Here is a 1,076-nt window from a genome sequence, read left to right on the forward strand (position 1 = left end):
GATAAGCTGCGAAAAGCTGCGGGGACGGGCACACACCGATTGATCCGCAGATACCTGAATGGGGCAACCCACTATGTTGAAGACATAGTACACCGATAGGTGGGCAAACCCGCTGAACTGAAACATCTAAGTAGGCGGAGGAGAAGAAAACAAAAGTGATTCCGTAAGTAGTGGCGAGCGAACGCGGATTAGCCCAAACCAGTGCTGTTACGGCAGTGCTGGGGTTGTAGGACCGCGATATTTTATGCATGCAGAACCGGAAGTTTCTGGAAAGGAACGCCGCAGAGGGTGACAGCCCCGTATGGGTAATAAATGTAATAAATAGCGGTATCCTGAGTAGGGCGGGGCACGTGAAACCCTGTCTGAATCTGGCGGGACCATCCGCTAAGGCTAAATACTCCTGAGAGACCGATAGTGAACCAGTACCGTGAGGGAAAGGTGAAAAGAACCGTGAATAACGGAGTGAAATAGATCCTGAAACCATACGCCTACAAGCGGTCGGAGCCCTTTTGTGGGGTGACGGCGTGCCTTTTGCATAATGAGCCTACGAGTTAACGCTGCTGGCAAGGATAAGTGGTTAAGCCATGGATCCGCAGCGAAAGCGAGTCTGAATAGGGCGCTTTAGTCAGTAGTGTTAGACGCGAAACCGTGTGATCTACCCATGGGCAGGTTGAAGCTGTGGTAACACACAGTGGAGGACCGAACCGGTTGACGTTGAAAAGTCTTCGGATGACCTGTGGGTAGGGGTGAAAGGCCAATCAAACTCGGAAATAGCTCGTACTCCCCGAAATGCATTTAGGTGCAGCGCTGAATTAAGTTATACAGAGGTAGAGCTACTGATTGGATGCGGGGGCTTCACCGCCTACCAATTCCTGACAAACTCCGAATGCTGTATAATGTTTCTCAGCAGTGAGGGCTTGGGTGCTAAGGTCCAAGTCCGAGAGGGAAAGAACCCAGACCATCAGCTAAGGTCCCCAAATATATGCTAAGTTGAAAGAACGAGGTTTGTCTGCCCAGACAGCTAGGATGTTGGCTTGGAAGCAGCCATTCATTTAAAGAGTGCGTAACAGCTCACT

At 50.6% G+C, this 1,076-nt stretch carries 1 rRNA gene; it reads left to right on the plus strand.

Annotated features, from left to right (window positions below):
* Positions 1-1,076: ribosomal RNA gene (locus ABD859_RS24115) — 23S ribosomal RNA — on the plus strand; the annotation flags it as partial.

This window comes from Flavobacterium ginsengiterrae (assembly GCF_039539785.1).
GTDB lineage: Bacteria > Bacteroidota > Bacteroidia > Flavobacteriales > Flavobacteriaceae > Flavobacterium > Flavobacterium ginsengiterrae.